We start from the raw sequence: 24,436 nt of genomic DNA, 5'->3' as shown, positions 1-24,436 counted from the left end.
CCCTCAATCGTCAACATCAAATAGATCACGCACGAGTTCAGCAGCCTCCCGCCTATTCTGCTCAATCTCCTCGCGTGACAGGACGACCTCGTCTTGCGGCTGACTCTGTGTGCGAAGCTTGGCCCGCAAGAACTCCTGAAACTCCGGGTCTCGGTTTTCGAACAATAGGCCGAGGTCCCTCAGTTCATGACCTAGGGAAGAAAGCTCCTGTTCCTCTTCAACAGTCAGGTCAGTCTCTTGTGCTGCGAGCTCCCGCTTACGGTCCAGCTTCCTCAGAGTCTCCAAGTCCAGCTGTGAGCGGAGGCCGTAAACATCACTCGTGAGCAAAGCTCCAACACCCATGCCTCGGGGATCTTCCAACGGCTCAAGAGCAAGAATCTGACCGCCTTCCCGGCGCTGTAGGATTCTGACCTCATCCTTGGTAAGGCTGGCTACAACCAAGGGGTCGTGAGTTGCCATGAGGACCTGAGACCCAGCATCCAACCCCCCGAAATCATGCAGGAACTGTTTGTATTGAACACTCCAAGCCGGATTGAGATGAGTATCCGGTTCGTCGAGGAGGAACAATGACTCCTCTTCTTTGGTGAACCGCATGAGACCAAGAACCAGCAACAGTTGCTGCTCACCCTCGCTGAGCTCTCTGAAAGTCAGTGGTGCATCAGCTTTATTAATGGAGACCCGGATACGCACGTCGTTGATCAGCTCGGAGATATACGTGCTCTCCAGGGCCTTGAAGAACTCCTGGTTAGTTTCGTAGCTGCTGGCCAATTCTCTAACTCTGTCGAGGCTAGGCAAGTAGAGGAACAGATGTTCGGATCGAACGTGACTATTAAATCCAGTCCTAACGCGGGTTTTCATACGTAGCGGAGCGAGGGCAAGCCGATAGAGGCTGTCAAGCAACCCCCGTACGGTACCGCGCGCATTCCAAAACCGCGGATCGCCGTCATGACTGTTCCAGGATGGTTTCTGCATAACAAACAATGCAGAATCAAGTCCTTGAATCCCCAGATGGTCCTTAAGCAGAGACTGCACTGCAGGATCATCATCCAGAAAAAAGGCGAGGAGCACGAAGTTTGAATGAACATTACGTGCATAGAATAGCGGCCTAATGGGCTTGTCGTTACCACCAACCAGGTCCTTATAAAATCGCTCTTGGTGAGCCACGAAGTGGTCTTCCAGGCGATTACTTGGACCTGAGTAGTAACCGAATACATGCTGCGGACGGTATCGTGCTCCGGCCGCCCCGGTGAAGCGGCTAGCCGGGACGGGCTCGCCTCCGACCAAACAGTTAAGGCGGTAGCGTCCATCCTGTTCTGTGGCCGACACGTCGACGTCGTACTGGCGTACTAGATATCGGATTCGGTAGGCGAAAGATGGTGCCACACCCAGATCCAAATCACGGAAGATGAGTGTTATCGCCTCTAGCAGGTTGGACTTTCCAGCGCCGTTCCTCCCGACAAGTACCGATACACCTGAGGCGCCGGCGAACTCTACGCGGAAATCTCGAAGATTCTTGAACCTTGGGATTTCTACCTCAAGGAGACGCATCAGGACGACACCTCAAGGAAGACCGAAGTGTCATCCGGTCGGTGCACCTGCACGAGGCCATTTGTCTCGAGCTCCCGCAGCAACGAGTAGAACTCATCGATGTCCTGTTCGGTCAAGGCCAAGGAAGCGTAAAGCTCTTCGGGAGTAGCCCTTGTTCCTGCAGCCCGCAGAGCCTCAATAAGCCGGTCCCTGCTGGGTGTCACCTTAATGTTCGCCTTAGCCGGTGTCCGCTTCTTTGCAACCACTGCCTTCTTCCTGCTTTCTCGAGACTCATTTCCGGCTTTTGCCCGTAGGCTGGATACCAGGTTAGCGGAGGTGCCTCTGCCGGGTTGCTCTCTGGAAATCTCTTCTGCCAGTGCCCCATATGCCAGCGAGACAATCAGAGCACGCTCAATCATGTTAGATCGATTGAGGCCTGTTTCAATCTTCTCTCGCAGTAGGTCCAACTCCGCGATTGCATCGTCCAACAGTGTTACTAGTTCACGCTGTTTCTCGACGCTGAAAAGCGGCACTGGGAGCTGCCTCACGTCAGCGAGGTTTAGGCCAGGCATATTGATACCTCGCATACGACCACGTAGCCAAGCCTGGGCAGCACCACTTGCCAACCAATGAGCCAAGAATGAACTATCGATTTCGGCGGCCGGCCTGAGTCGCGCGGTCCCTTGAGTGATCTGCGCACCGTCAAGCTCCTGAGGAACGATGGCTACACGCGTGTGACGAATGATCCCCAGCAGTACATCGCCCGGCCGCAATGCCGACCGCTCATACTTTTGCGCAATCTCGGGACTGGTGCGCCTTAGCTGCTGCTCTAGAATTTCTCCTTCTCGAAGATCCTGTCCCCGGATGTAAGGCACCCCATCTTCACCAGAAATGTCCGGTCCAGGTTGGAGAATCCCATAGACGATTGGCGACGATTCACCAACTACCTCGCTGGCCTTCCTCCATTCCCCTTCATTCAGCTCCGGGGTAGTGTCTAGATCCAAACAAGTATCACCTAGGATTATCCGATCACGCACTTTCTGCGGCAGGTCGGAAACCATAGGGGAGGTTTTCTGCAACGCATCCGTTGTCAGATCAAGAAGGTCCTGTACCTGTCGGGACCGTTCAGAAATTTCCCGCTGAACCTCAAGGGGTGGTACCGGAAAGGGAAGGCCACGGAAACGCTTGAGACCGAGATTGACGATGTTGGTCGTCCCCCGGGCTAGAGCAGAGAAAATACCACTATATTGGTAGGCGCGAAAAACCAGAAGGGCAAAGTCTGGGTGAATTTCTTCATGTGGCCTGAATCGAATAACATGATTCTGGAAGTAAAGCTCCTCAACCTCTCCATTGAACAATGCGCAACGGCCAACTAGCTCTCTGCTTTGCCCCTCACACAGAAGTACATCGCCAGCCTGAAGTCGGTAGCGTAGCCGGGCTTCGGGCGAGAAGGACATGGTCGCAAGTTCTTCCAAGTCCAAGCAGTCATCGAAGACGTTCGCCACCCGCAGATAAGGCCGGTTGTCGGGACCGTTTGCTGCAGCAGGGGTACGCTGCTGACCCACAATTGCTTCGCCAGCCTCGCCCACTAGGCACGTGGACCAGCCTTGTGGAAAGTTGAGATGGTCAATCATTCGCTGGCCCCTTAAGAAGTCTCGGCCGAAGTGCGGGAGAGACCGTAGGCCTCCAAGATTCGTTCCAGTGATTCGATAGCAGACCTAGCAGTTTCCAGTTCCTTGCTGAGCAAATTCGTCAAGTCCAGCAGGTTGCCGGGCTGAGTCGAACTCTCATTCGTGAACTTTTCTGCCTTGTCGAGACGTTCACTGTCTGAAGCAATATCTTCACGAGAAAGGTAATGAAATCTTTCAGTCGGATTGCGCGGGCTCCTGCCGTTCGGGTCCTCTCCATAAGCTGTGACGAAGTCGTCGAGGTCGCTGTCTGTTAGCTGCCGCCGTTTCCCATAAGTGGTCCCTTCGCTGCGCAGGTTATAGAACCACGTCCCATCGCTCCTACCGTCATTTGAGACGAAAAGCACTGAAGTTCTAATTCCGGTTGCATAGAAGATTCCAGTGGGCAAGCTCAGCACCGTGTGCAGACGGAAGTTATCTAGCAGAACCCTCCTGATCGAGCAGGCAACGCCAGACTCGAAAAGAACGTTGTCGGGGACGACAATGGCTGCCCGACCGTTCTTCGCAAGCGATTTATAGCAATGTTGGATGAAGGCAAGCTGCTTATTGGACGTGGGGAAATCCAGTTGCTTCTTCTGCTCCGAACTCAGCGAACCCTTCAGTCCGAAGGGGGGATTGGTGAGGATTACGTCGACCGCCGGTTTTCTAGGGGGCTGACTCAAAGTGTCGACGTTCGTAATCTCACCCCGTAGCTCGTGCAATAGAAGGTTCATGAGAGCCATGCGTTGCACGTCATGGACCAACTCGTTCCCGACCAGCCGGAGGTCACCGCTGCCCATCGAGCGGGCAAATAGACCTGCGGCAACTAGGAAGCCAGCAGTTCCCGTAGCCGGGTCATAGACAGCCTCGCCCCCCGTCGGTTTGAGTACCTTCACTAGCGCGTCCACCACTGGTCGAGGAGTGAAGTATTGCCCTGCGCCATACCGTGACTCTTGTGCGTTCTTCTCGATCAATCCTTCATAGACATCACCTAGACCATTCTGCTTTGCCCGATACCAGTCGATGTTGTCAATTTCGCTGATCAGTTTGTACAACGATGCACTATTACGCACCTGAGTAGATGAATCAGCGTAAATCTCGCGAACGATCTGAGACTTGGCCGTGGAGAGGTTAACCAGGGTGCGTTCGTAAGTCGCGAGGGCTTCTGACGAAGGTGCCGATCGCAGAGCTTGCCAGCGACTTTCGCGCGGGATGAGTTGCTCAATCTTAAGCTCATCGGCCAACTTAAGAAATAGCAAGTATGACAATTCATTCAGGTACTCGTGATAGGTGACGCCCTCGTCGCGAAGTACAGAACAGAGGGACCAAAGCCGGCGAGTAACGTCTGAAGTGTCTTGCATGTTGGCCATCTCCGCAGCTAGTTACCGACCTGCCTGGGAGGCTTGCGCGCTCCCACAACATCACCATCCGCCCCTCTTCGCCCGTTTTTCCCCGTTTTTGCGGCGTTCTGGATGATGCATTCTGTCAAATCCTATGCTCCTACGCCGGCGACCTAGCATGGGCCCGGCAGCTGGCTCCCAAAAGACGCGTCGTCCGGGGTTGGATCGCCAGCTACACGAGTCGACGTGCCACCTCCATGCAGCACGACCCCGCTCGCACGAAGTGTTTGCGGTCATCCGGTAGGCGGGCTCTTGAACGGTAGCCACCAAGACGTCAGCTGTCTTCGACTTCACTCGGGATGGTCATGGACCGGGGTCGCCACGGTCAGCACGGTGCCCCGTGGTCGGACACCTGCCCCTTTCCCTCGACTGGTGAATCGCGGTTCAAATGTGAGGTCATTCAGCCTCTCTCTTTCAAAGCGGTGGTGGGTGGCAAACCCATGGGGTTCGTCGTACTTACCGACGTGCGCCCGGATCGCCCGATGCCAACAGCCATGCACCCTGCCCGGCATGGGCAGAGCGCCCGACGCTGGATGTCCGAACTCAAGGCGAACCAGTGAGGGTTTTCAGCGGTGCCGCTCCAGGGTGAGGACGGCCTTGGCGATTGACGTCATGCGGTTCGGGCTGCATCGGGCTCTGCGGAAGATTCGCCAGGATTTGAGGCGGGCGATTCCTCGTTCGACGGGTACGCGAGCGGCGGACAGCGCCCGGTTGACCGTCCGCTCGGTCGGGGTGAGTTCACCTTGCGGCGGCCGGCGTTTGGGGGTGGTGACCCACTCGCCCGCGCCGATGTAGGCCATGTCGGCGAGGACGGGAACGCCCTGGCGCTCACATATCCTGATGATCTTGTTGGTGCGGGCGGCGGTCAGATCGTGCGTGCGGCCGGGCAGGGCGGGCGAGAGCCGCAGCGTGCGACCCGCCGGGTCCGTGATGACCTGCACGTTCACACCGTGCCGCTTGTGCTTGGTCGAATAGTCGGCGCGTCCGTCGCCGACCCGGTCGCACTCGGCGAGCGTGCCGTCCACGAGAACGTAGTCGGGGTCTGTCTCGCGCAGGACCTTCAGCAGGCCCGGCGCCTTGTCGGCCAGGTGCTCGACGACGGTGGTGACGTACGCGTGGGCGGTGCCGACGGAGATACGGAAACCCGCGGCGAGCTGAGCCAGGGGGTCGTGCCGACGCAGGTATGCCAGAGCGATCACCGCACGTTCGGACGGCCGGAGTTTGCAGCGCCGGTCACCCTCGCGGGTGACGATCAGCATCGTCAGCCACTCCACGAGTGCGTGCGGCAGGTCGAGTGCGGCAGGATGCGGGACCAACAGGGTTCCTGAGCTGGAGAGTTGAGACCTAGACACCTCTCTCAACGGCACGGGGACCCTGTCCGTTGCTTACGGTCCCGCCGTCACCCGTCCGAGGGCCACTCTGAAAACCCTCAGTGGGAGGGGGAAGGACCGTGGGTGAGAGGAAGCAGGGCAAATGTGGTTGGCCGACGGATCGAGGCAGTTGCCGCACAAGACGATGAAGGGCACGTCGCGTTGCAACCTCCACCAAGGTGACTGGACGAAGCGTGCCCAAACCGAGCTGAAGAAGAGGGGCGAGCAAGCCCCGCAAGAAGTGAGTCGGAGTCGTGGGGTGAGTGTCTAACTGCGTGACAACGCCGACGAACAGCGGCGGACGAGCGCGGACGTCTGCGGACCATCAGCGCAGGTGAGAGCCGGGCGGGCCCAAGGCAGCGCCCCCACCCAAGTTGCTTCGGGACGAAGCAGTCGTCGGCTATCCGCACGAATCGCAAACGCCCGTCGAAGGCAGTTGGACGAAGCAGCGCTCACATATCCGGGCGGGCTTATCGGTGCGCTCGCGACGGCGTTCGACGGCGGCTTGCAGTCTGGGGGCGAGGGCCGGCACACCGCCGCCAGGCGGCAAGGTCGCCCCAAAATGGCGGTAGCAATCAAGGCGGGCGTCGGCAGCGTGGTGCTCACGTTCCAGCTCGTCATCTACCGGCGGCTCTCCGGCGACCACCAGAACTTCCTTGTAGCCGCTGCCTACCTTGCCGTCGTCTGTATGGACCACCAGAGCTGTCAGTGGTGGGTCGCCGCGACGGTGGGCTTCACGCACCACCCAGCCCAAGATCGGACCGATCCAGTTGTGCAGGAGAGTCTTGGTCCGAATACCAGTGCGACTCTGGATCTCTTCCGCCAACTCCTTGTAAGTGATCACTGCGTGGTATGTCTGCGCTACGCCTACGAGGATCAAGTACGCCTCTGACCCCCAGGCGTCGCGTGCCCCCTGGCCCGTCGGCTTGACAACTCCGACCGCAGGCTCAGATTCTCCCTGGCTCATCCCTGCCCCGTCGTGCTCTCGATCGTTGGCACTCTCTTGCATCCTCCCCTACGAAACGACGACAGCACCATGGTTCTCTGCGTACCCACCGCGGCACGCCAACGAGACGCGACCACAATGTCCCCTGCCGAGAGTCCGGGGCGAAGAAGTCGTGCCAGACGCGTGCCAGGTTGTACGGGGAACCACAAGGAATACCGGGGAATCGAGAGGCAGCTCACCTGGGGCGCCAGCTCCGTTGGCCGCAGGTCAACACAGTAATCCGCCACCAGGAGACACGAGCTTCCCAAGCTCAGGTCGCATCGTCTCGCTTGGGTCTCGGAGCAAGACCAGCATCATGGTCCGGGTTGAGAGAGTATTGATCGCGTTCTCATCGTCCCCAGACAACACATCAATTCAAGGCTCCGCACAAATTCCTCAATCGTTCCACAGCGCGATCAATGACTCGACTGGACGGAATATTGATTCAGTGACACGCTGACGGCATGAGCAGGCGGACAGCGCAGCGAACATCAGGGTTGGGGAAACTGGCAGTCGCTCTGGGCGTGTTGGCCCTTGCTTCAGCCGCAACAGGCATCGCTCTACTGAATATCGGACAACCGAGCGACACTCCTACTGAATTAGGTAAGTGGTTACTGCAGCTCGCTTCAGTATTCGCCGGGACAGGCGTGGTTAGTTCCGTACTTCGGCAAGCCGACCTCGCTCGCGCTCAGCGGGAAGCCTGGACAGAACTATTGCAAGATTTGATTTCCGCACACGACAAAGTTCAGCTAGCTGTCCGCATGTTATCGGCACACGCCACAGCAAAGACGTATTCTGACCAGGTTCAGCAGGTCAGTGGGGTGCGAGAAGTGATACGGCGCATCATGTCTTCCCCTCAGGTCCATGAAGAAATACCCCTGAGGGAAGCCCTGGGGCGCATGCGCAAGGATTTGAAGCATCTGGTTAAAGAGTACGAGGGTAACTATTTGCCCGTGGCCCGACAGCAACGGCTCGACGAGGAATACTTATCACACAAACTAAAGGCTTTGATTCGGGAAGGCGCAGATGCACCGCCAGAGATACCAGATATCCTGACCTGCCCACTACCTGCTTGGCGAAAATTGAAAAACAGCTCAGATTTTCCGCATCTCAATTCTTTCCTGAACGGCTACAAAGTGAGCGATTTCCGGAGAGCATACGAGATCGCCAAGTCAATCCTGGAACGGAACGCAGGAATTCGACGCCGCCCGAAGGACGAGGCTCTTGAGGATTCTTCTGCAGATGACGAAAAGATTCTAGCCCATGCACGTATAACAATCAGGCTTCCTGCTCAGAATCTGGTCCGGGCGCAGCGTTTCTACTCGGAGCAACTTGGTCTTGAGGCAGTCGAGACACGACCCGATGGGTTGTTGTATCGGTGCGGTGGCGTGGAATTCCTACTAGACCAGTCTGAAGCAGTCTTCCGCAGCACGTTCCCGCTAATGGCGTGGGAAGTCGACGACATCGAGCCCGTCGTTGCACACCTAAAGGAGCGCGGCGTGGTGTTCGAAGCAGTTGAGCTGTCGGCTCCGCTCGATGGAACGCGGACGACCAGCGAGATCTTCGATGTCGGCAAGAACTACCCAGGCGCGGGTGCACGGGGGGCTCGCGGGGCCTGCTTCCGTGATAGCGAGGGGAACATGGTCGCCCTGCACTCACCGGTCGGGTGAGACGAGCCGATGGTCTGCTGGCCAAGGGACAGCCAGCACCGGACGACATGAACAGCCTGAACAGTCGTCACCCATCCGTCTCATTCAGCTACGTTCACTGCCGTTCAGGCCGGTCCCGATGCTGTCCCGACGCTGACGGTTGGCCGCCCATGAACCCAGGTGGACGCCCCCGAACACATCCCGCCATCCCGCCACCACAGTTGGAAAGCGTGCGCCCAGCGCCGAGAGCGCATCAGTGACACGGGCCTCAGTACCGGTGTCAGTCCTGGCCTGTACGGTCCTGCCCATGGCTGAGAGACCGACTACGAACTGGCGGCACGGCATAGCCGAAGAAGCCGAGGAACTCGCCGCCGGCACCCTGGACCCCGAGTGTGCGTGCATGGCAGCGCTGTATCCCGAGGAGCTGCTTGCGACGACCGACGCAGCCCTCGACGCCTTTGAGCACGAACTTCCGGGACTTGGCGAGGCCAGCGATGAACAGGTCTTTGCGGTGGTGGAACGCTTCGTCTTGGCCCTCAACGAGGTGAACGACGCCAACAACGGCGGCGCCTTCGAAACCGACGAACGAGAAGAGCTGTGCGACTTCATCGACGAGTCGCTCACCGAGCACGGCGTCGATGTGGTCGCCTTGACCGCCCGCCACGGCCTCGGTCGGTACCAGCTCACAAACAAGTGGCGGAAGTGGTAAGGCGACTCAGCCGCACGATCCGCTGAACATCGCACGACTCCGCACCACAAGCGCACCAGGTCGGGCGGGGAACAGCGGGGAATCACGGTGAAGGCAACCAAGCTCGACCGGAGCGCCCACCATCCGCCCGCCCAGGTCAGCGCCCGGACCGGTCGCATGTGATCGCAGCTTCCCAAGCTGACAGCGCGAGTTCGATTCTCGTCACCCGCTCCATGTGAAACCCCCAGGCCGGCCCGGGGGTTCTTTGTCGTCCAGGCCGATGGGCGGGGGCCGCAATTTCTGCGTGACATTTCTGCGGTGAGGCGGCGTTGGTCTGTCGGCCGGTGGGCCGGGGTGTCCGTGCATGTACGCGTCACCCTCGCCATGGCCGGCGTCTTCCGCTGGGGCAGAGGAACGGGGAGCGCTGGCTTGGCCGAACTGTTCGTCGATGATGAGGAGTTGATGAGGAGGTGCGGCACGTCCGGCAGCGGGCGGTGGCCGGGCGGGCACGAGGGTCTCCCGTCATGAGTCCATCGGCCGACTCGCCGTATCGTCGGCCGTCCCCCAGAAGGGGAGCGGCCGTCCGATCTCGTCGACAAGGTTCCGCCGCTTCGCGGCAGCATGGAGCCACTGCGTGCCAAGGGCTGAGTGCGGGGTCAGCAGCCGCGTGCGTCCTTCGTCAGCACCCCTTGCTCGGTCGCGAGCGTGTGGTCGTAGCACGCGCCGGGAGCCCGGAGCCGGTAGCGCTCGCTGGTCGTGGCCACCGCGTGCCGGTCCTCGCGGGCGACGCCGAGGGTGAAGGTGGCGTCTCCCTGGTAGGTGTCGTCGATGCGGGTGGCGCCGAGGTGGGCTCGGTCGGTGACGGACATGATGACGCGCAGGCGGTTGGTCGCGTCGATGGTGGCGCGGCCGTCGAGCGTGTAGGTGCGGTCGGTGCGGGAGACGTGCCCGTTGGTGGTCACGGTCTGGTCGTCGGTCCACGTGCCGGTCTGGTCGTCGGTGTTCTCGTCCGGCGTCCACTGGTGGTCGATCGCGCTCGTGACTGTTCGCTCGACCGTCGTCGTGACCCGGCCGTGGGAGGTGTCCAGGTAGCCGGTGACCTTCAACCGGTCCTTGCCGGCGGTCACCAGGTGGCGCAGCGAACCGTCGGTGTAGGTGTTGTTCACCTCCGGATCCGCCTTCCTGTACGACGTCACGGCGCCCGTCACCACCGACTTGTGCGCGTCCTGCCACACCAGGATGTTCGTCGGCGCGCTCCACCCCGTCTGGCCGCTCGGCACCCCGGCCACCGACACGTCGACCTTGTGCGCTCTGCCGTCGTTGAGCAGGCCGGCGAACGGAGTCAGGTCGAACTCCAGCGGCCGTACGTCGAAGGCGTGTGGGGCGGGGATCACCGACCACAGATAGGGCGACCAGCCGCCGGTCCACACGTTCGGATACGGCGAGGCGATTCCGGCGACCTTCCCGTCGATGCTCACTCGCACCTCGCGGTACGGACCGTCGTCCCCGCCCTCGCAGGAGTACGACGCGGACGGCGTGACCACCGAGTACCAGAACTCCTCACAGCCGCCGCCCGAGCCGGTGGCGTACACCTCGGCGAGAATCCGCGTGGAGTTGCGTGGGGTGGTCAGCGAGGCGCCGGTCGTCACGCTGTCGCCGTCGCTGAGGGGGATGACCCGGTCGGGGGCGGAGGGTGTGCGGCCGGGCTCGGGGGCGTAGAAGGTGAGGGTCACCTTGACGTCGAGCACGCCGGTGTAGGTGTCGTTGACAACGTTGCCTATGAGCATGTCGACCGACTGTGCGCTGCTCAGCGTCTTCTCGTACTCGGTCACGTCCTTCTCGACGGACCAGTTGATCCCGTCCTGCGAGGGCTCGGGCGTCGACGTACGGAAGACCTGTACGCCTCCGATGTCCAGATAGCCGAGCCGGTCGTATTGCCGTCCCTTCACGCTTCCGTCCATCCGCAGCACGACCTTGGACCAGCGGCCGGGGGTGCCGCAGCCGGTGGGCGGCGTGTAGGTGCCGGTGTAGGGGGTGAAGTCCTTGAACTGCGCCTGGGCGATCGTGACCGAACACGACTTGGTGTGCGGCGTCGAGATGGCCGGGGCGGCGGTCACCGGGTCGTGGTAGTCGGTCCCGAACTCCGCCGGCACCGTGTCCGCGGCGGCTGTTCCCAGGGACAGGCCGAGTGCGGTAAGCGCGCCGGTCAGCACGGTGGCCGTCCGTCTCGGGCGGATCAGGGATCTCATGGGTTTCCTGTGTCGCATACGGCGCAGTGAACAGGCCTGTGCCGGCCCCGGCCAAGAGGAGATGGAAAGGTGTTGACCGATTCCTGTCCGTTCACCGACCAAGCAGCCACACACCCGTAACTCAGTCACCGGCGAAGCCCGGCTCCCGAGTGTCACCTCGTGGGTCCCCTCCCGACGGAGTTCTGATCATCGCGTCCTGTTCCCGACCCCGCGCCGAACAGCCGATGGCAGTCCGGACGCACCGCACCACACCGAAGCGGCACTCGACTCGAAAAAGATCGCGGATCAAGGCAACCCCATGAGGAGTCTGTGACCACAAGAGAGCGGATCCGGCCGGTCCCGGCGGCCGTGATCCGGCTTTCCTCAGGTGACAGCACACAAGGAGAACACCCCCTTATGGACAACCCCACGAACGGCGGGCGCCGCGGGCGCCGCGGGCGCCACCGCCGTCGCTGGACCGCCACCGCCCTGCTGGTCGGCGCGCCCGCCGTCGTCGTGCCGTATCTCCTGTTCGTGCAGGAGGACTCGCAGGCCGCGACGGTCGACGCCGGCGCCTACTACCGGCTGGTCTCCGTGCGCAGCGGCAAGGTGCTGGACGTCAGTTCCTTCTCCACCGCCGACGGCACCCGTATCCAGCAATACACCGACCAGAGCACCGCCAACCAGCAGTGGAAGCTGAAGGCCACCGGCGACGGCTACTACGAGCTGGTGAACCGCAACAGCGGCAAGGTGCTTGGCATAGCGGGCAATTCGACCGCCAAGGCGGCCGCCGCCGAGCAGCAGACCGACAGTTCGGCCACCTCGCAGGAGTGGCGGATCGACCAGGTGAGCGGTTCCGACGCCGTCACCCTCACCTCCCGCAGGAGCGGCCAGGTCCTGGACGTCTCCGGGGGCTCCACGGCCCAGGGCGCGGCCGTCATCCAGTATCCCGGCCACGGCAGCACCAACCAGCAGTGGAAGCTGGTGAAGATGGCCGAGGCCCCGGCGACCGGCAGCGGTACCGGGACCGGGACCGGGACCGGGACCGGTGGGGAGCAGACCACGGCCGCGTCCGGACCGTACCGGTGGAAGAACGCCCAGGTCGTGGGCGGCGGTTACGTCACCGGGCTGGTGTTCAACCAGAAGGAGAAGGGGCTGCTGTACGCCCGTACCGACATGGGTGGCGCCTACCGCTGGGACGCCGCGGCCGAGCAGTGGATCCCGCTGACCGACTGGGTCAGTGAGAAGGACTGGAACCTGCTGGGCATCGACTCGGTGGCCACCGACCCCGTCGACCCCAACCGGCTCTACCTCTCCGCGGGCACCTACACCAACGACTGGGCGGGCAACGGCGCGATCCTGCGCTCCACCGACAAGGGCCGCACCTTCAAGCGCACCGACCTGCCCTTCAAGCTGGGCGCCAACGAGGACGGCCGCGGGGCGGGCGAGCGGCTGGTGATCGACCCCGCGAACAACGCCAACCTTCTCCTCGGCACCCGCAAGAACGGCCTGTGGCGCAGCACCGACCACGGCGTGACATGGAGTCAGGTCTCCTCGTTCCCCGTCAAGGACGGGGCGGGCAGCGGCGGCGGCATCGCCTTCGTGACGTACGGCCCGGCCGGCAGCAAGACGGTCTACGTCGGTGTCGGTGACAAGTCCACCTCCCTGTACCGCTCCACCGACGGCGGCGCCAGCTGGCAGGCCGTCTCCGGGCAGCCCACCGGCCAGCTGCCGCAGCACGGCGTGCTCTCCGGTGACGGTTCGCTGTACCTGACGTACACCGACAAGCTGGGGCCCAACGGCGTGACGGCCGGTTCGGTGTGGAAGTACACGCCGGGCAGCGGGGCGTGGAAGAACATCTCCCCGTCCCAGGGCGGTTACGGGTTCTCCGGTCTGGCCGTCGACCCGCGCAAGCCGTCCACGGTGATGGTCACCACCCTCGACCGCTGGTATCCCGAGGACGAGATCTACCGGAGCACCGACGGCGGCAACACCTGGAAGGCCCTGGCCGACAAGTCGCAGCGCAGCGCCGCCGCCGCCCCGTACGTCGGCACCCACACCGGGCACTGGATGACCGCCCTGGCCATCGACCCGTTCGACTCCGGGCACGTGCTGTACGGCACCGGCAACGGCATCCTGCGCAGCACCGACGCCAACGCCTCCGACAGCGGCGGCACCAGCCACTGGAGCACCGGCGCCCGAGGACTGGAGGAGACCGCGCTGATGGACGCGATCGCCCCGCCCGGTGGCGCCACCGTCATCACCTCCATGGGCGACCAGGGCGGCTTCCGGCACGACGACCTGACCAAGGTGCCCTCCGGACGGCTGAGCAACCCGATGATGGCCAACAGCACCGACATCGACTTCGCCCAGGCCAAGCCCTCGATGATGGTCCGCGTCGGCCGTGGCGGCGCGCAGGACGGCGCCTACTCCACCGACGGCGGCAGCACCTGGACCGGCTTCAAGGCGGAGCCGGTGGCCAGTGCCCAGGACGGCCGTATCGCGCTCGCGGCGGACGGTTCCACCATCGTGTGGACCGAGGCCGGGCAGGCCCCGTACCGCTCGACCGACAAGGGGGCGAGCTGGTCGCGGGTCGGCGGTCTGGGCAACGACGCCGTGGTGGTCGCCGACCGCTCCTCGGCCAACACCTTCTACTCCCTGTCCGGCGGCACGCTCTACGCCAGCACCGACGGCGGGGCGACCTTCGCCGCGCGGGCCGGCAACCTGCCCTCCGGCCGGCTCACCGCCGTTCCCGGTGTCGCCGGGGACCTGTGGATCTCCGGCGGTGACAAGGGTCTGCTGCACTCCACCGACGGCGGCCGCAGCTTCACCACGCTCAACTCGGTGAAGTCCGCCTCCGCCCTCGGCTTCGGCAAGGCCAAGCCGGGCACCAGTTACCAGGCCCTGTACATGATCGGCACCGTCAAGGACGTCACCGGCGTCTTCCGCTCCACCGACAAGGGCGCCACCTGGCTCCGCGTCAACGACGACGCCCACCAGTGGGGCAACATCAGCGGCAGCGGCGTGATCACCGGCGACCCCGACACCTACGGCCGGGTGTACGTCGGCACCAACGGACGCGGTCTCCAGTACGGCGACCCGTCCTGACGCACCACCCCGGCGGGGCCGCGGGCACAACCGCCTGCGGCCCCGCCGTCATCGAGGGCCTCCCTTGCCGATGTGGGTGGTCGGACTATTGGTCGGGCTATTGGTCGGGCTATTCGGAGAACGAGAAGTACAGGGTGCGGGCGTAGTCGCCCGTCGCCGTGGTGGGGGCGCCGCTGGGGCCGAGGGCGGCCGGCGGGTCGAACTTGGTGCCGATCGCCGGGATGGCGTCGAGGAAGGAGAGATCGCCCTTCGGGAAGGGCGGCGCGGTGTGGCGGGGGTCGGGGCCGAACCGGGGGGTGAAGAGGCGCAGGTAGAGGCTGTCGTCCTCGCCGACCACGGTCAGTCGTCCGGCGGTGGTGTGCAGGGACGCCCAGCGCACGCCCGCGTGGTAGCCCTTGAACTCCGGGTACACCCAGCCGTCGGCACCGGTCGCGGTGTCGTTGTACTGCTTCGTCCAGACGTCCGTCGCGACGCCGCGCAGGCGGTTCTTCCACACCCTGTGGGGTCCGTGGCCGAGCCATGTCACGCCGGTGACCTGTGATTCGGGATGGTCGAAGCCGACGCCGAAGAGGTCGTGCTCGCCGGTGAGGTGGTAGCGGTAGTCCAACTGAAGCCAGCCGCTGGGGTGCAGACGCCACCGGACGTGGCGCAGCACGCCGGAGTACTCGGCCTCCACCGTGTAACCGTTGCTGTCGGGCCCGTGCGTCAGGCGGGTGAGATCGGCCGTTCCGGTGGTGGGCAGCGGGCCGCGGGACAGCGCGAAGTCACTCTCCCGATGGGTGACGCCGGCCAGCAGGCCCGTCGTGGCGTCGAGCCTGACCGTGGTGTGGCGGGCTACGAGGGTGAGCGTGCTGTCCGCGAGCCGGCCGCGTACGGCTGGTCCCGGGCCCGTCCGTACCAGCCGTCGGGCCTGGTCGGCGGCGGAGGTGACGGTCCAGGTCCAGCCGCGGATCTCGCGGCCGTCGGCGTCCGTGACGGTGAGCGCGACGGCGTCGGCGCGTCGCCAGCCGGACGGCAGGGGCAGGCGCAGCATTCCTTGCGCGCCGGGCCCGATGTCCGGCGCGGAGGCGGTGCCCTCGGCGCGCACCGTGTGGCCGTCCCGCCGCTGCGACGGGGTGCGGAAGTCCAGGAGCCGCCAAGTGAACCGGCACGTGCGGGTGTTGGTGAAGGCGTAGTGGTTGGCGAGGCCGATCCGCCCGTCGAAGTCGTCCGGCAGGCCGGAGGTGAACCGCTCCGGCTCGGCGAGTTGTACGGGAGACCAGATGTCCTTGATCGTGTAGAAGCTGGCCTCCTTCTCACGGAAGGGGCCGAGGATGCCGTCGGGTGCGGCGTTGCCCGCCACGTCGACGGTGCCGCCGAGGTCGTCGCGCACGATGCCCTCGTCGATCAGTGACCACAGGAAGCCGCCGGCGGAGAGCCGTTCACGGCCCATCAGCTTCCAGTAGTCGTCGAGGCCCGCGCCGGCGCCGCCGTCGTAGAGGCCGTGGAGGAACTCGGTGGGCATGAAGACGTCGCCTTGTTCCTGGAGGATGCGGCGCGTGCTGTCGTACGTCTCGTAGTGGTCGGTGTTGATGCCGCCGAAGTTCGCCCAGGGGTGGAGGACGGCGCGCCGCTGGGGGTCGTGGCGGGCGTAGTCGCCGTCGAGGGCGGTGTTCCAGCCGCCTTCGTTGCCGTTGTCCCAGAACAGGATCGACGGATGGTTGACGTCACGGGTGACCATCTCGGCGACGAGGGGCCTGCCCGCCGCCTCGTCGTAGGACTTCTGCCAGCCGGCCAGTTCGTCGAGCACGTACAGCCCGAGTTCGTCGGCGAGGTCGAGGAAGTGCGCGTCCGGCGGGTAGTGGGACATCCGGACCGCGTTCATGTTCATCTCCCGCATCAGGAGGATGTCCTTGCGGCTGATGCGCGCGCTGGTCGCCCGGCCGGACGTGGGCCAGATGGTGTGCCGGTTGGCTCCCTTGAGTAGGATCTTGACGCCGTTGACGTACACGCCGTCGCCGGGGCGCACCTCGACGGTGCGGAAGCCGAATCTCTCCTCGACGCGGTGGACGATGCGGTCGTCGCCGGCGCGGAGCGCGACCTCGACGCGGTAGAGGTGCGGGGTCTCCGCCGTCCACTGCCGGGGCGAGTCGACAGCGGTGGTGAGGGTCACCGTCGTGTCGCCGGGAGCGACGGCCGCGGTGAACGGGGCGCCGACCGGGCGCCCGGAGAGGTCGGTGACCTGCCCGACGAGCCGGTCGGCGGTACCGGTACCCGACAGATGGGCGTCGATCCGCAGGGTGCCGTCGGCGCGGGCGTCGACGGCGATGCGCTCGACGTGCTGGAGCGGGAACGCCTCCACGTGGACGGGGCGGTAGATGCCGCCGAAGTTCCAGTAGTCGCCCAGGCGTTCGGCCCGGTTGACGGAGTCGTCGGTGGACTCCTTGCTGACCGTCACCTCCAGGAGGTTGTCCTGGCCCGGAAGCAGCTTTCCGGTCACCTCGTGGCGGAACCGGTAGAAGCCGCCACGGTGGACGGGCCCGGCCGGCTCGCCGTTGAGCCACGCCTCGGTCTCGGTCATCGACCCTTCGAAGACGAGGAAGACGCGTCTGTCACGCCAGTGGGCGGGGGGCGTGAAGGTGTGCCGGTAGCGGCCCTTCTCCTCCGGGCGCAGATTCCACCCGTAGTTGTAGGTGCCGTATCCGTGGAACTCCCAGTTGGACGGAACCGGGATGCTGCCCCAACTGCCGCTGCGCCGCCCGCTGGTGCACAGGAAGTCCCAGTCGACCGGGTGGTCGGCGTCCTCTCCGGACAGATACAGGCGCTCGGTGCGGGTGGACGCGTCCGTTCCGCCGGCCGTCCCGGCGGCCCGGGCCGAGCCCGTGGGAAGGCCCCCGACGGCGGCGCCGGCGGCGGCGCCCAGGATCAGAACGCCACGGCGTGACAAATGCATGACATCTCCAGCCTTCAAGGAACCGACGAGTGGGGGATGGCAGGGACGTGCGAGGTGGCCGACGAGTGGGGGATGGCAGGGACGTGCGAGGTGGCCGACGGGCCCGGTCGGCACGCCGAAGTCGCTTACGGCGGTGGTGTCAGCCGAGGCCCCATCGCTGGTTGCCGGCGCCGTTGCAGTTCCACAGCTGTACCGCTGTGCCGTTGGCCGTGGCGCCGCCGCTGACGTCCAGGCACAACCCCGACTGGACGCCGGTGACGGTGCCGTCGGAGTTGATGTTCCACTGCTGGTTGGTGCCGCCGTTGCAGTCCCAGATCACGACTTCGGTGCCGGCCGCGGTGCCGGTCGCGTCGAGGCACTTCGCACCGCCGTAGACGGTGAGCTGCTTGGTCGACGTGCGGGTCCAGGTCTGGTTCGTGCCGCCGTTGCAGTCCCAGATCTGCGTCTGGGTGCCGTTGGTCTGCGAAAAGCCGGGCACGTCAAGGCACTTGCCGGAACCGGTGGTGTGGAGCGGACCCGTCGTGGTCCCGCCGGTCCCGCCGTCGAGTCCGAAGAAGGTGATGGCCCGGGCCGCCATACCGCTTCCGGGCAGGGAATGCCCGACACCCTGGAAGCTGTTCGCCTCGACCGGTGGCTGCGCGCCGGTGGAGCCGTAGCGGGTGCGGGTCCAGTTGGACTGCGGGGAGTCGGTGAGGACCGGGGTCTGGCTCACCCCGAGCACATTGGTCCACTGCTTGATCTCTTCACCGAGGTTCGGGTAGTACAGCGCTTCGTCCTCGGTACCGTGCCACAGCTGCATCCGCGGCCGGGGGCCGGTGTACCCGGGGTAGGCGCCCCGGACGAGGTCGCCCCACTCCTGCGGGGTCTTGGTGATCTTGCCGGTGGCGCAGTCGGTGTTCCAGCCGGAGCCGTCGGTGGTGGCGAAGCAGCCGAACGGCACACCCATGAACGCCGAGCCGGCCTTGAACAGGTCGGGGTAGTCGCCGAGCAGGACGTTGGTCGTCATCGCGCCGGACGAGACGCCGGTGACGTAGACCCGGCCGGGGTCGGCGTTCATGTTCCGCAGGGTGTACCGGACCATCTGGGCGATGCTCGTGGGGTCACTGCCCCCGTCATGCCTGAGCGCCTGGGGCGAGGAGACGTCGAAGCACTGTCCGCTGACGTTCGCGTCCGGGTAGACGACGATGAACCCGTACTGGTCGGCCAAACCGGCGAACTCCGAGTTGGCGTAGAACGTGGGCCCCGTGCCGGTGCAGTAGTGCACTGCCACCACCACCGCCGGACGTGCCGGAGCGCTGTCGGGCCTGTAGACGTACATCCGCAGGTTTCCGGGGTTGCTGCCGAAGCCGGTGACCTCGGTCAGTGACGCGGCCGATGCGGTGGTGGCCGAGGCACCGGTCAGTACGAGCGCCGCGATCAGCGGCGCAATCCCCGTCAGCAGGGCTACGAGTACATCCCTGACGCTTCTCTTCCTGGACTTCCGGGACATGACGCTGTCCTTTCTGGAATCCGGCGCGGAGGGGCAGGCACAGTCCTCAAGAGGAGGCAGCGGCACCCGAGTTGGTGGAGCGCTTCGACGCTCCCATCGCTCTGGATGCGGTGTCAATGCCCGGGAGAAGCAAGGCGGTGCTGCCTTCACGCCTCTTGTTTCGCCACAGAGTTCCCATTAGCGTGAGTTGTCTGGTGAAGCGCTTCGACAGTTCGACACGGGGCCACCGGTCATCGGGACGGCCAGACCGACGGCACCGGCGTGCGGATGTGGGACGCGCTGTTCACCGGCAGCCTCTACCGTCGACCCCCGCAACGCCGACCCGCCCGTGCGAGGGCTTCGCCCAGGGTGGTTGCCGGGGCGAATGCCGCGGTGAGTCCCACGATCCCGAGGATCTTCCTGATGCCGGGCTGGGGGCAGACGAGCGACAGGCGTCCGCCCCGCTCCCGGACCCTTCGACGAGCCCGGCACAGCAGCGTCAGGCCGAAGCAGTCCAGGAACTCGACGGGGCCGAGATCGATCACGACCAGGGGGGCCGGGCCGTCCGTCACCGCGTCCAGTACCGGAGTGATGTGCACGGCGGCGGCTATGTCGATCTCCCCGTGGAGTTCGACAACCGTGTGTCCACGCGTTCGATAGACGCGGACGGGGCGGAGTGGCGGCGGAGCGGTGGCGGGTGTGGTGTCCCGGGGCATGACGGCATCACCGTGCGTTCGGTGGGTTGCCCGCCTCGGACTTCAGTGGCGGGCGACGACAGAGGTCCACGGCCACCGGGAGCAAGGGCGACGAAGTTAGTAAGACGATCCTATGCAGGGGGGTGCCGCCCACGAAGCGAGGAACGGTTCCGGCAGGACACCGTCCACTCCTTCGGGTTGTCCCCGTCGAAAGAGCTTGACATTCCCGGCCGGGAGCTGACGGGTACGGTCTCGCCGCCCGTCCACCCGAGGCCGCGCGCCCTCACCACACGGCCCCGGTTCCGCTAGGCTCGCCATGTGACGGCTGACCCGTCCCCCGAGGACCAATACGCCATCGTCGCTGTCGCATCGTCCGCCGGCGGCGTCCAGGGACTGATCGCGCTGTTGGGGGCCCTGGGCCCGGATCTGCCGGTGCCGGTGCTGGTCGTCCAGCACCTCGACCCCCGGCACCGGACCGTGATCGCCGAGGTCCTCTCCCGCCGCACCGACCTGATGGTCAAGCTCGCCGAGGACGGAGAGCGGGCGCTGCCCGGGACGGTGTACATCGCCCCTCCGGACCGGCACCTCCTCGTCGGCTCCGACGGCGTCCTGGCACTGTCCCGCACCGAGCTCGTCCACTTCGTACGTCCCTCCGCCGACCTCCTCTTCGAATCGGTCGCCGCCGCCTACGGACCGCGGGCGATCGCCTGCGTGCTCACCGGCACCGGCAGAGACGGCGCGATGGGGCTGGACGCGGTCAAGTCGCGCGGCGGCACCGTACTCGCCCAGGACCCGTTGACGGCCGAGTTCAAAGGAATGCCGCAGGCGGCGGTGGACACGGGAGCCGTCGACTACGTGCTACCCCTTGAGGAGATCCCCGCGGTCATCCGGGGACTCGTCGAGGCCAGAGGACAGTGATGGGCGAACCGCAGGACGCCGAGACCGACGAGGCGCTGGAGGAACTGCTCGTCTTCCTCAGGGATGCCCGCGGCTTCGACTTCACGGGGTACAAGCGCTCCACCCTGGGCCGGCGCATCCACAAACGCATGACCGACATGGGTGTGCGTTCCTATGCGGACTACCAGGACCTCCTGGAGACCAGCGCTGACGAATTCGGCGCTCTCTTCAACACGATCCTGATCAATGTCACGTCCTTCTTCCGCGACCCGGACGCCTGGACGCTCCTCCAGCGGGAGGTCATCCCCGAACTCATCGCGGATCTCGCGCCGGAGCAGGAGATCAGAGTGTGGAGCGCGGGCTGCTCCACCGGCGAGGAGCCGTACTCGCTGGCCATCATGTTCGCGGAAGCGCTCGGCACCGAGGAGTGCCTGCGCCGCGTGAAGATCTACGCCACGGACATCGACGAGGAGGCCCTGCGCCAGGCGCGGTCGGGACTGTACACGGCGAAGTCCCTGGAACCGCTCCCCGCCGAGCTGCGCGACAAGTACTTCGAGCAGAGCGGTCAGAACGGCGCGCAGTTCGGCTTCCGCCCCGACCTGCGCCGCCGGGTGATCTTCGGCCGGCACGACATCACCCAGGACGCCCCGATCTCCCGGCTCGACCTGCTCGTGTGCCGCAACACTCTGATGTACTTCAACGTCGAAGCCCAGACCAAGATCGTCGACCGCTTCCACTTCGCCCTGCACAAGGGCGCTTTCCTCTTCCTCGGCAAGGCCGAGATGCTGCTGAACGACGCCGAACGCTTCGATGTGCTGAGCATGCGGCAGCGGATCTTCCGGCGCCGCGCGGGCGACGCGGAACTGCCCTACCACCCGGCTCCCGTGAAGCTCAGGACCGGTCCGGGTGTCGAACTGCACTCGGTCGCCCGTACCCGGCAGCTGCGTGACCTCACCCTCGACGCCGGGCCCACCCCGTCGATCGCCGTCGACGGCGACGGGACCGTCGTGGTGGTCAACAGCCAGGCGCGGATGCAGTTCGGTCTGACCGCCACCGACATCGGCCGCCCTTTCCAGGATCTGGAGATCTCCTACCGGCCGGTCGAGCTCCGCTCGCTGATCGACCAGTCCACGCACGAGCGCCGGACCCTCAGGGTGCCCAGAGCCGAGCGGAGGACGGGCGAGGAGATCCAGTACTTCGACATCCTCATCCAGCCGCTCGCCGCCCCCACCGGCCTGCATGTCGCCACCCTGATCTCCTTCAGCGACGTCACGGTGTCCACCCATTTGCAGGCCGAGGTCAAACGGGTGCGCGAGGACCTGGAGACGGCGTACGAGGAACTCCAGTCCACCAACGAGGAACTGGAGACCACCAACGAGGAACTCCAGTCCAGCATCGAGGAGTTGGAGACCACCAACGAGGAACTCCAGTCGACGAACGAGGAGTTGGAGACCACCAACGAAGAACTCCAGTCCGGCAACGAGGAACTGGAGACCATGAACGACGAACTGCGCATCCGCGGTGAGGAACTGGACGAGGCCAAGGCGTTCCTGGAAGCCGTGCTGACCAGCATCGCGGCGGGCGTGGTGGTACTGGACAGCAGTCTGAAGGTCCGTAGCTGGAACCGGGGCGCCGTCGACATGTGGGGGCTGCGCGCGGACGAGGTGATCGACAAGCGGTTCTTCGACCTGGACTTCGGCCTGCCCACCGAGGTACTGCAACCCGTGGTGCAGACGTGCCTGGAAACCCGCAAGCGCTCCGGGCCGGTCGGCGTCGAGGCCCTCAGCCGCATCGGCCGGCCCCTCACCTGCGACGTGTTCTGCTCGCCGTTCGACGGCCACAACGGAGGCGTCGTGCTGATGATGGAGGAAAGCCGCGACAACGACTCCGGCTGACCCCGCTGCCGCGTACGCTTCGAGCATGAACCGGCAGGGGCGTGAGGACCCCCGCGACCTGGCCGCGGTCGCACGCGGTCGCGCCGCCCGGGCGCGGGAGCGCGCAGACCGCGCCGACACGTCCGCCGAGCGTCATGAACGTCTGGCGGAGGAAACGGGCCGCGAGTTCCACTCGCACATCGCCGCGGCACACCGCCGGTCGGCCGCGTGCCATCGCTCCTCGGCACGGCTCCAGGAGGCGTTCGCCCGCCGTACCGCCGAGTGGGCCGAGGCGCAGGGCACCCCGCCCCGGTTCATGACCGGCGTCGCGGAAGCGTGCGGGACGGGCAGCGCGGCGCTCACCCTGGTCGACTCCGCCCGCGACCAGCTCGCGGTCGCCGTGTCGGACGAGCGGTCCCGCGCCGCCCAGGACCTGGAGTACGTGCTCGGCGAGGGCCCGGCCCGGGACGCGGTGTCGGGCCACTGCCTGATCCTCGCGTCGGGGCCGGTGATCAGAAAGCGCTGGCCCGCCTACGGCCCCGCCCTGACTCATCTGGGCATCGCCTCGGTGGCCGCCGTCCCCCTGGACACCGAAGGCGGCTGCATCGGGGCGCTGACGGTGTTCGGCCCGGAGCCCGGCCTCGTGGGCTCCGGCGTCCTCGGCGAGGTCGCCGGAGCCCTGGCCCGGATCGTGCTCCTGGGCCCGGACGCCGACCCGGAACTCTACGGCGGAACCGACCACCGGGACCTTGTGCACCAGGCGGCAGGGGTGCTCTCCGTCCGGGAAGGCTGCACCGTCGGCGACGCCCTGGCCCTCATCAAGGCCCGGGCGTTCGCGGAGGAGGTGTCCACCGAGGTGATCGCCCGGCGGATCGTGCACGGACATCCGAGAACCAGCTGAGGAAGAGAGATCATGACGTCGCAGCAGCGACTGGCCGACGCATTCGTCGCACTGGCCGGCGGCACGAGGGACGGTCCCCTGGACGTCTCCGGCACCCTCGCGGTCCTCGCGACCCGCAGCCCGTCCCTGCTCGGCGTCCGTGCCGCGGGCGTGGTGTTCGCCCCCGGCGAGCGCGCGGAGGTCGAGGTCGCCGGCTCCGACCCCAAGGTCTCGCGCATGGAACACGACGCGTCCGAACGGCGCGAAGGGCCTGGCCACGACTGCCACCGTGGCCGCCGGCCTCCGGTCCAGGCCGCCCTCGACGGCCGCCCGGCCAGACAGCGCTGGCCGCACTACGCCCCTCGGGCTCTGGAACTGGGTTACGCACGCGTGGCGGCCCTCCCGCTGCGGGGCCCCGCCGGGACGACCGGTGCGCTGGTCCTGCTGTCCGGTCGACAAGGTCCGTTCTCGCCGGACGCACTGGCGCTCGGCCAGTCGATGGCCGACTTCACCGCCATAGCCCTGGAGCGGGCGGGGGAGGCCGACCGCAGCCGGACCCTGAACGCACAGCTCGAGCTGGCCCTGACCAGCCGCGTCGTCATCGAGCAGGCGAAGGGCATCCTGGCGACCCGTCTGTCCCTGACCATGGACGACGCCTTCACGCTGCTGCGCGGCCACGCCCGCTCACACCAGCGGCCGGTGCACGACGTGGCACGCGAGATCGTCGAGGGACGCGCCGATCCCGCGCTGCTGGATCCCCGGCTGTGACGAGACAGAAGACGCGCACGTCCACAGCTCACCGCCCGCCGGTGTGAGCGTGCGCCGGTGCTGTCAGTTCGGGCGGTGGGCGCCGTCGTCGCGGCGGTTACGGCGACCTGCGGCGCCGCTCACTCTCGCCCAGCCGTGGGCCTTCCGCCGGGCCGCGGCCGGGCCTGGGACGGGCATCCCGGAGCGGCCGTAGTGGAAGGCGGCCATGCGGTCGCTGTGCTGCGAGTTGAGCAGGTGGATGAGCAGCACGCCGAGGGCGATCATCGCGAGGATCACGATCACGGTCACGAACGTCTCCAC

17 protein-coding genes are annotated in these 24,436 nt (G+C 65.4%); 7 read left to right on the top strand and 10 right to left on the bottom strand.

Going from position 1 to position 24,436, the window contains the following annotated elements:
* Positions 1–3 precede the first annotated feature (3 nt).
* The 5 genes from EJC51_RS26065 to EJC51_RS26045 form a co-directional block, all read right to left on the bottom strand.
* Positions 4–1,548 carry an AAA family ATPase gene (locus EJC51_RS26065; RefSeq protein WP_126273303.1) on the bottom strand — a complete coding sequence of 515 codons (1,545 nt, stop codon included), beginning with the start codon at positions 1,546–1,548 and terminating at the stop codon, positions 4–6.
* Positions 1,548–3,161: a restriction endonuclease subunit S gene (locus tag EJC51_RS26060; RefSeq protein ID WP_126273302.1), complete on the bottom strand. Its 1,614-nt coding sequence runs from the start codon at positions 3,159–3,161 to the stop codon at positions 1,548–1,550. Before EJC51_RS26060 ends, EJC51_RS26065 begins: the two co-directional genes overlap by 1 nt.
* Before the next feature lie 11 nt (positions 3,162–3,172).
* The gene (locus EJC51_RS26055) at positions 3,173–4,564 is read right to left on the bottom strand and encodes a class I SAM-dependent DNA methyltransferase (protein WP_126273301.1); all 1,392 of its coding nucleotides are present in this window, start codon (positions 4,562–4,564) and stop codon (positions 3,173–3,175) included.
* 596 nt (positions 4,565–5,160) lie between these two features.
* The gene (locus EJC51_RS26050) at positions 5,161–5,910 is read right to left on the bottom strand and encodes a transposase family protein (protein ID WP_126273300.1); all 750 of its coding nucleotides are present in this window, start codon (positions 5,908–5,910) and stop codon (positions 5,161–5,163) included.
* 454 nt (positions 5,911–6,364) lie between these two features.
* A complete protein-coding gene (locus EJC51_RS26045; RefSeq protein ID WP_244362853.1) occupies positions 6,365–6,808 on the bottom strand; it encodes a hypothetical protein in 444 nt (147 codons plus the stop codon).
* A 605-nt stretch (positions 6,809–7,413) separates the two neighbouring features.
* On the opposite strand from EJC51_RS26045, the gene EJC51_RS49405 reads away from it, so the two are divergent.
* Both EJC51_RS49405 and EJC51_RS26035 read left to right on the top strand, forming a co-directional pair.
* A complete protein-coding gene (locus EJC51_RS49405) occupies positions 7,414–8,619 on the top strand; it encodes a VOC family protein (protein ID WP_341870667.1) in 1,206 nt (401 codons plus the stop codon).
* A 286-nt stretch (positions 8,620–8,905) separates the two neighbouring features.
* Positions 8,906–9,307, top strand: coding sequence for a hypothetical protein (locus tag EJC51_RS26035; RefSeq protein ID WP_126273298.1), 402 nt, complete (start codon positions 8,906–8,908; stop codon positions 9,305–9,307).
* Positions 9,308–9,942: 635 nt separating this feature from the next.
* On the opposite strand, the gene EJC51_RS26030 is transcribed toward EJC51_RS26035, so the two are convergent.
* On the bottom strand, positions 9,943–11,523 hold the full coding sequence (locus tag EJC51_RS26030) for a peptide-N4-asparagine amidase (RefSeq protein ID WP_425276846.1): 1,581 nt from the start codon (positions 11,521–11,523) through the stop codon (positions 9,943–9,945).
* A gap of 408 nt (positions 11,524–11,931) precedes the next feature.
* Here EJC51_RS26030 and EJC51_RS26025 point away from each other — a divergent pair, with 408 nt between their 5' ends.
* A complete protein-coding gene (locus EJC51_RS26025) occupies positions 11,932–14,622 on the top strand; it encodes an RICIN domain-containing protein (protein ID WP_126273296.1) in 2,691 nt (896 codons plus the stop codon).
* A 109-nt stretch (positions 14,623–14,731) separates the two neighbouring features.
* Here the strand turns inward: EJC51_RS26025 and EJC51_RS26020 are convergent, their stop codons facing one another.
* The 3 genes from EJC51_RS26020 to EJC51_RS26010 form a co-directional block, all read right to left on the bottom strand.
* Positions 14,732–17,554, bottom strand: coding sequence for a glycoside hydrolase family 2 TIM barrel-domain containing protein (locus EJC51_RS26020; protein ID WP_244362851.1), 2,823 nt, complete (start codon positions 17,552–17,554; stop codon positions 14,732–14,734).
* Between the two features lie 139 nt (positions 17,555–17,693).
* Complete coding sequence (locus EJC51_RS26015; protein WP_126273295.1) at positions 17,694–19,043, bottom strand: extracellular catalytic domain type 1 short-chain-length polyhydroxyalkanoate depolymerase; 1,350 nt, start codon at positions 19,041–19,043, stop codon at positions 17,694–17,696.
* Positions 19,044–19,339: 296 nt separating this feature from the next.
* A complete protein-coding gene (locus EJC51_RS26010; protein ID WP_126273294.1) occupies positions 19,340–19,738 on the bottom strand; it encodes an STAS domain-containing protein in 399 nt (132 codons plus the stop codon).
* A 297-nt stretch (positions 19,739–20,035) separates the two neighbouring features.
* Between EJC51_RS26010 and EJC51_RS26005 the strand changes: the two genes are divergently transcribed.
* The 4 genes from EJC51_RS26005 to EJC51_RS25990 are packed head-to-tail and all read left to right on the top strand — an operon-like array spanning position 20,036 to position 24,136.
* Entirely contained in the window at positions 20,036–20,635 is a 600-nt protein-coding gene (locus EJC51_RS26005; protein WP_126273293.1) for a chemotaxis protein CheB, read from the top strand.
* Positions 20,635–22,509 (top strand): CheR family methyltransferase, encoded by a 1,875-nt coding sequence (locus tag EJC51_RS26000; protein WP_126273292.1) that lies wholly within the window; start codon positions 20,635–20,637, stop codon positions 22,507–22,509. Before EJC51_RS26005 ends, EJC51_RS26000 begins: the two co-directional genes overlap by 1 nt.
* Before the next feature lie 25 nt (positions 22,510–22,534).
* Positions 22,535–23,389, top strand: coding sequence for an ANTAR domain-containing protein (locus EJC51_RS25995; RefSeq protein ID WP_126273291.1), 855 nt, complete (start codon positions 22,535–22,537; stop codon positions 23,387–23,389).
* 12 nt (positions 23,390–23,401) lie between these two features.
* Positions 23,402–24,136 (top strand): GAF and ANTAR domain-containing protein, encoded by a 735-nt coding sequence (locus EJC51_RS25990; protein ID WP_126273290.1) that lies wholly within the window; start codon positions 23,402–23,404, stop codon positions 24,134–24,136.
* Positions 24,137–24,199: 63 nt separating this feature from the next.
* Here the strand turns inward: EJC51_RS25990 and EJC51_RS25985 are convergent, their stop codons facing one another.
* Complete coding sequence (locus EJC51_RS25985; RefSeq protein ID WP_126273289.1) at positions 24,200–24,436, bottom strand: hypothetical protein; 237 nt, start codon at positions 24,434–24,436, stop codon at positions 24,200–24,202.

It is taken from the genome of Streptomyces aquilus (assembly GCF_003955715.1).
Classification (GTDB): domain Bacteria; phylum Actinomycetota; class Actinomycetes; order Streptomycetales; family Streptomycetaceae; genus Streptomyces; species Streptomyces aquilus.
The sequence above is the reverse complement of the archived record's forward strand: the minus strand, read 5'-3'. Positions and strand labels throughout refer to the sequence as shown.